This is a genomic window from Vibrio sp. R10-SG-ISO4 (genome assembly GCF_059834135.1).
In genome coordinates, this window is record NZ_JCBDHJ010000021.1 from 56,111 (window position 1) to 62,551 (window position 6,441).

General features: G+C 42.5%; 6 protein-coding genes and 1 pseudogene. 6 read left to right on the plus strand and 1 reads right to left on the minus strand.

Going from position 1 to position 6,441, the window contains the following annotated elements:
• Nucleotides 1–309: 309 nt before the first annotated feature.
• The 5 genes from AC6R03_RS15850 to AC6R03_RS15870 are packed head-to-tail and all read left to right on the plus strand — an operon-like array spanning nucleotide 310 to nucleotide 5,710.
• Nucleotides 310–1,578 (plus strand): aminotransferase class I/II-fold pyridoxal phosphate-dependent enzyme, encoded by a 1,269-nt coding sequence (locus tag AC6R03_RS15850; protein WP_500629642.1) that lies wholly within the window; start codon nucleotides 310–312, stop codon nucleotides 1,576–1,578.
• Nucleotides 1,572–2,534, plus strand: a complete 963-nt coding sequence (locus AC6R03_RS15855; protein ID WP_500629643.1) for a methyltransferase — start codon at nucleotides 1,572–1,574, stop codon at nucleotides 2,532–2,534. Before AC6R03_RS15850 ends, AC6R03_RS15855 begins: the two co-directional genes overlap by 7 nt.
• Nucleotides 2,531–3,496 (plus strand): ATP-grasp domain-containing protein, encoded by a 966-nt coding sequence (locus AC6R03_RS15860; protein WP_500629644.1) that lies wholly within the window; start codon nucleotides 2,531–2,533, stop codon nucleotides 3,494–3,496. The genes AC6R03_RS15855 and AC6R03_RS15860 overlap by 4 nt, the downstream gene beginning before the upstream one ends.
• Nucleotides 3,483–4,652 (plus strand): MFS transporter, encoded by a 1,170-nt coding sequence (locus tag AC6R03_RS15865; protein WP_500629645.1) that lies wholly within the window; start codon nucleotides 3,483–3,485, stop codon nucleotides 4,650–4,652. Before AC6R03_RS15860 ends, AC6R03_RS15865 begins: the two co-directional genes overlap by 14 nt.
• Nucleotides 4,640–5,710: a phenylacetate--CoA ligase family protein gene (locus AC6R03_RS15870; RefSeq protein WP_500629646.1), complete on the plus strand. Its 1,071-nt coding sequence runs from the start codon at nucleotides 4,640–4,642 to the stop codon at nucleotides 5,708–5,710. The genes AC6R03_RS15865 and AC6R03_RS15870 overlap by 13 nt, the downstream gene beginning before the upstream one ends.
• A 228-nt stretch (nucleotides 5,711–5,938) precedes the next feature.
• On the opposite strand, the pseudogene AC6R03_RS15875 reads toward AC6R03_RS15870, so the two are convergent.
• A pseudogene (locus tag AC6R03_RS15875) lies at nucleotides 5,939–6,121 on the minus strand (hypothetical protein); the annotation flags it as partial.
• 120 nt (nucleotides 6,122–6,241) lie between these two features.
• On the opposite strand from AC6R03_RS15875, the gene AC6R03_RS15880 reads away from it, so the two are divergent.
• The coding region (locus tag AC6R03_RS15880; RefSeq protein ID WP_500653674.1) for a recombinase family protein at nucleotides 6,242–6,441 on the plus strand (200 nt) is incomplete at its 3' end.

Here is a 6,441-nt window from a genome sequence, read left to right on the forward strand (position 1 = left end):
ACTAGGCCAAAGCAAATGGGTATTACTAAGCCTTTGGCCAATCATTTCATAATAACTGCTCACTATATCATTTAGGCTGGAAATTCAGTGAGATAGCAAGTCTTAATGGTTAAGGATTGAAATTCCTAATCATCAAGTTAAATATCACCCTGTTGCATAATAAGCCACACCCTGTTAGATTAAAGTTAAGAAAACTCAAGAGATTGCGCTCAGGTCAGATACACCTACCCTTCTTCGTAGCCCCATAACAAAACAATTACTTAACACTATTTAAGTATCAGATTTAATATGCAATTAAAAAGGATTTTTATGGCAGAAACACTCACATCGTTTGAAGAAACTAAAACTACTTCAAAAAACTGGTTATCTAATCGCATCAAAACAAGCAGTTCCTATCAGGAACAAATATGGGAACAAGGAATTAATGATTTAACTATTGTATCCCGAACTAAAAACAGAGAAATAGTGTGCAGCGCTGGTCAAAAATATATCGATTTTATGTCCTGCTCTTATCTCGGGCTTGAGCAGCACCCCGCTTTAAGCCAGGCCATTAAAATGTCAGTTGACAAATTTGGTGTGCAATATTCTGCAGCAAGAACTCGGGCAAAATGCGATATATTTGACGCTCTCGAAGAAAAACTTAATACTATTTTTCTCGACTCCTATACGGTGACATTTAATTCCGTAGGGGCCGCACACCTAGCAGTCCTACCGATTCTTGGTTCAGGAGAGCTGCCTGGTTACAACATGAGTCCAAAAGGCGTGCAGTGGATTATAGATAAAACGACTCATGCTTCGGTGCAAATCTTAAGGGGAATACTAGAACAGTTTGGCCACTGCGACAGGATAGACTTCTCTGATCAGGATAAATTGTATACTACCTTAAACCTGTGCAGACAGAATGGCAAAACGCCCGTCCTTATATCGGATTCTCTAGGCTCAATGGGAGGAAGCCATGATGTCCGTTTTCTAACGCAATTAGCAGCAGAGTATCAGGGGTATTACTATGTCGACGATGCCCATGGCACCTCAATCATCGGAAAAAATGGATGTGGATACACACTGCACCAGATAGGGGAATTTAGTGATAATCTTATTCTGCTCTCCTCACTCTCAAAAGCTTTCGGTTCTCATGGTGGTTCAGCCTCTTTTAGTCACCCACAGTCAGCCTCCTTCATAAAAAAATATGCATTAAATTATATCTTTAGTGGTCCTCCATCCTTACCCGGCATTGCTGCATGTTTGGCCTCAGCGGACATTCATCTTTCTAGTGAAATAATAACACTGCAAAAAAAACTTAAGGATAATATTCACTTCTTTGACAATGCGGTACGTAATGTCGAAGTCAAAGATAAAACAAGTCCCATCCGTACGCTTCAAATAGGCGATGAGACTGAAGCTATCAACACATCTAGACGTCTCCGCCAACAGGGTTTTTTGGCCACTGCAGCCATGTATCCGACCGTACCTAAATCAAAAAGTATTGTCCGTGTTGCCCTCTCCGCCGCGCATTCCATTGACGATCTTGAGCGATTTGCTACGTTCATAAATGCTCTGACAGAGGAATTGACATGTTAACAGAGTTGATAACCGCCTACCGCTATTCGGCAGCCCTGCATGCGTTTGTGAAGCTCAACATACCGGTTTGGTTAGGGCGTAGGGGACCCACAAGTTTGGAAGAACTTTCTGCTGCTAGCCAGATAGAGTCCAACCGCCTATCACGCTTGTTGGATGTAATGGAAGAATGCAACGTAGTGCGTGTTGAAGGGGATCACTATGTTCTGGCAGATAAGTGCGGCGCCTTAGCAGACGAAAATAGTCTCGAGACACTGTGGATTCTGTGCGAACTAGGTGAGGACTATTGGAGTATGTGGCCTGATTACCCTTCGTCCCTACTATCTTCTACCCCTGCATCCGCCTTCGAAACCCGACATGGCAAGCCCTTCTTTTCATATATCCTCACAAAGCCTGAGCTGAAAAGCACCTTTGATCGTTTGATGGCAAAAATTACAGAAGAGCTTGCCACTGAGCTTGTTAGCCACATAATTTGTGATACGCAGACGGAAGTTGTAGATATTGGAGGAGGTCAAGGGGTGCTGTTGAAAAAGCTGCATCAGCACTACAACCTGAAATCCGCCACTGTTATAGATGTGTACCCAGAGAACAACAAGAACGAAACTGGTATCGACTTTGTAGACGGGGACTTCTTTACTAGAATCGTCGAAGACAAAGACATTTATATCTTGAAAAATATTCTACACGATTGGGATGATGCTAACGCCTTAACTATCCTACGCAACTGTCATCGGGCAATGACGCCGGAATCAACTCTGTTTGTCATCGAAATCATCAAACAGCCTAGAAGTAATAAAGGTAAGACGCTAGATCTGCTCATGGATGCGCTCTTTCTTGGAAAGGAGCGATTTTATGCAGAATATGAGGTATTGGCCCAAGCTGCGGGCTTCACCATCGACAGGGTACATAACACTTCGCTGTCACAGTCCGTCATGGTGTGGAAAAAGGATATGGTATGAACTTATACTGGATTGTCGCAAAGGAAGAATACAGCAATGTTACGGAAATTGAGCATGCATATGCGGAGTACACCCATGAACTAAAGAAGCGAAATATCACGTTCAGCTTTATCGCTCTGGAAGACTGTGTCGTTTCCACTCACTTGGATAGAGGGCTGACACTGCTGTACAAAAACCAGCCGTTAAATTACTCTTCTGCTACATTTATCATCTCCCCTGCTAACCTGAATGCTCAAGCTCGCTCTACCGCCTCAAACCTCCGCCATTTCCTTCGTATCAGAAACGCATGCCTACTAAACAGTGGTATTGCCGGAGTTGAAACACTAGAGTGGGACAAAATAGGGCAGATGTCTTTGGCAGAGAAAATCGGTGCGCCCGTGCTCCCTTTTAGTACGCTAGGGTATCACCGACAGGTTATTCCCAACATTGAGCAATTTATTACCAGCTACCCTGGTAAGTATATTTTCAAACCTGCCAGCACTGGCATGGGCTTTGGCGTAATCAAGTCAGAAAACGATCAGCATGCGATTAGCATCGGAAACTTGATTTCAGCATCATCTCTCGAATATTTCATGATGCCCTTTCTTCCTGATGCCTGTGATATACGGTTTTTCTTTATTGCACATAAACTGGCATTCATTAAATTCCGCAAACCCCGAGGAGAAGGCTATATCGGCAACGTTGCTCTAGGTGGATCACAGGTTATTTTAACGGAAAATATGTTCCTAGCAGACTATACCCATATGCCATTTTTTCAAGAAATGCTGCGGTTGTCTCGAGAGATAATGGTTCAGGCCGACTGTTCGGTATTGTCAGTTGATTGGCTGATGAATAACGAAGGTTTTTATTTTAATGAGGTGGCCACGGTCGAAACCGGCCTGACTAAGCTGCCCGAGGGAATCAGGGCATTTGTATTCGATCAACTAGCTGGGATAATCCATAATCATCATGAAAGCGAATAAAACAACCTGTTTCATTTATCTGACAGTATTTCTTGCAGAATTTTCATTCTTCTTTGCTCTACCACTATTAGGGAAATCCCCAAATCTTAGTGCCTCCGACGTAGCAGCCTGTCTCGCTGGGGCTGTAATGCTGGAAAGTTTGCTTATGTTTACTATCACTGGTTATCTTGAACGCTTTTCTAGGAGAAAATTGATCTTTATATCTCTACTACTGAGAGGTGCGGCCTTCCTGACTATTTATTTGACACTATCATTGGTCGGCTGGGTATTATTCTTCTTAATTATTTCGGCTTCCAAGTCGGTTTCCAAGCCTTTTTTACGGGAAGTGCTAGCCGAAACCCTAACCGGATCGCAGTTAAAAAAAGCACTTAATACGTTCTCGCTCAGCCAAAATTCGGCCGTCTTCGTAGCGCCAATGCTGGCTGTTGCTATGATGAATTTGGAGTTTATCGAAGATGGGCTGCTGGTTCTGACAATATCTAGTATCATTATAGCTCTAGTAGCTCTTCAACTCATTTATGACCTTCCAGCCAATCATAAGTATTCAACTGACTCACCGCTGGCAAGTATGCAGGAAGGGTTTCAGAGCATCATGGCAAGTAGCCACATACGGCGTATCCTTCTGTCAGCATTCTTCTGTTTTCTCATTATGGGAATATTCATTACCGCTACAACGCTGTTAGACAAAATCAATCCTCACCTCGGTAAATATTCCGGAGTATTTTTCTCAGTCGTTGGTGTGACAATTTGTCTTTGGCAGGGAGGCGTGGCAAAACTTATCTCCTTTAGTGAACGGTCGCGTACTCAAATCATTCTGGTATGTGGATTATTATCATCAGCTTATTTGTTGGGTTCTGTGTATGTCGCAATTGCGGCGTTAATTGCGTACAGCATTTATGAGTCCGTTATCATTCCAGAACTTTACTATCAGGCAACAGACATTCCCTCTGATATATCTACCAGCGTGTTGTTTAGTTACATACTGATTGTGTCGAACGCTGGTGAAGCATTAGGCTCATGGGTTACCGGATTGGCGGTTACGCACTTGGCTGACCATGTTCCGATGTTTATCTTTATCACAGTACTGAGTTCCGTGGTGATTTCGTTCATCTGCCTGAAAAAAGACGACAGAAAGGAGTCACCATGTCAGCCATAGTTTTCGCTACCGGTGGAACAACCGAAAAAGCTAGAATTGTTGAGCACCCTTGGGATAATTATCAGTTTGTAACATCCTCAGCAGCTAAGGAATTACGCCCTTTATTCATGGATTTACAGGTCCGCACGGTTGCAAATTGTCTGACGGCAGGCAATTTGTGGGGAGGTTTTCTTTTTGCCCATGAAATTTGCCGTCACCTCGAGGTGAAATATTATCCCTTTGCCTCAGCTGTTGAACATGACACACTTTGTGAAGCTATATGTACAGAAAATATTGACACAATAATGTGCCTGCCAAGTTTTGCTGAATGCTTATTTAGCCAGAAGCGGAAAGTGCAACTAGCCTCGATCAGGAATATTTTTTACCTTGGGGAAATGTTCCCTGATTCACTTATCGAAAAGATACAACAACTACTTCCAAACGTATGTATCAAACCTCTAGCGTACACCACACAAGAAACTGGTCCAATAGGCTTTCAGTGTTCGCACTTAAATGGCGCTCACTACCATATTTATGACCATATAAACCTCGTTTGTTCCCCTACCAACGGTGAGCTCAGTGTAACCGTCATATATCCCGGACAATGCCACCTGTTGGAGCATTCAATGGGAGACGTGGGTGCTATCAAGCGCAATGTCCTGTGCCCATGTGGCCATAAGGGCGATATCCTACACCTTGAGGGACGGGTCCCAACGTCGAGAAACATCCTTGGCACTTCGATTTCAATCTATGAATTCACCCGGGTACTATCAGAAAGCTCTAACCATTCTATATCGGATACAGATATACAACTTGTTGAGGTTGACTATAAAGAACAAGGCCTAGGGCTTGTTCTAATGGTGTGTCAAAGAAGTCAAGTATCAGCAGAAACAATTAGTGAGCGACTTAAATTGTCACCATTGATAAGAGAGTTGATCAACGATGCCTTATATTTTCATGTTCTCATTACAAAGAAACGAACGTTTTTAAAGTCTGAGTCCACTAATAAAGTCAAGCCCTTTATTAGGACAAAGCACCAACCTGTTGAAGAAAGCGCAATATGTCTTGTAATAAAGTAACTAGTCTAAACTCGGTGCTTAAAAGATCCACCCAAAAACATAAAAGTATGGATGGAATGATATTGTGGTTACAAATTTCATATTATTATGAACTACTTAGACCGATTAATATCTGTTCACAAAAGTGAGCTGACTTCCGACTGGTCTTCCGTTGCATTTCTCCTTGGATAACTTTACTCAAGGAGAAATGCAAATGATGATGTAAAAGAGATAGTACCCAAGACTTTGTTACGTAACTCGGACAAGGGAGCTAAACCGTCTGAAATTGACCAATTCCGATACCGTACACTGAGTTTCTGGCATACCGAACCCTGTAAGATTTTTCAGTGCTTTTATCATAGCGTAAGTCTCACCAACTTGAGTGTTGTAGTTTTTCAGGCTTAATTTCCCACATAACAATTGTTTCACTCGACACTGCCATATAATTATACCCCATGATCACAGATTAAAAGTGGCAGTTTTTATATATTTGTCATAACCTATATGGCACACCACGTAAGATCATAACTTAAATGTCACTTAGGGCAGATTATGTACATCTTTGGCTATCTTAGAGCATCAACTAGCGATCAAAACGCGAAACGAGCACAGAGCACCTTACATAAGTTTGTACAGGATAAAGGATTCCGCATAGCCGGATGGTACATAGAAAATGAATCAGGGGCTTCACTGCAAAGACCTGAACTTCTTCGTTTGCTTGATGATGCTGCGAAAGGCGATGCAATCATCAT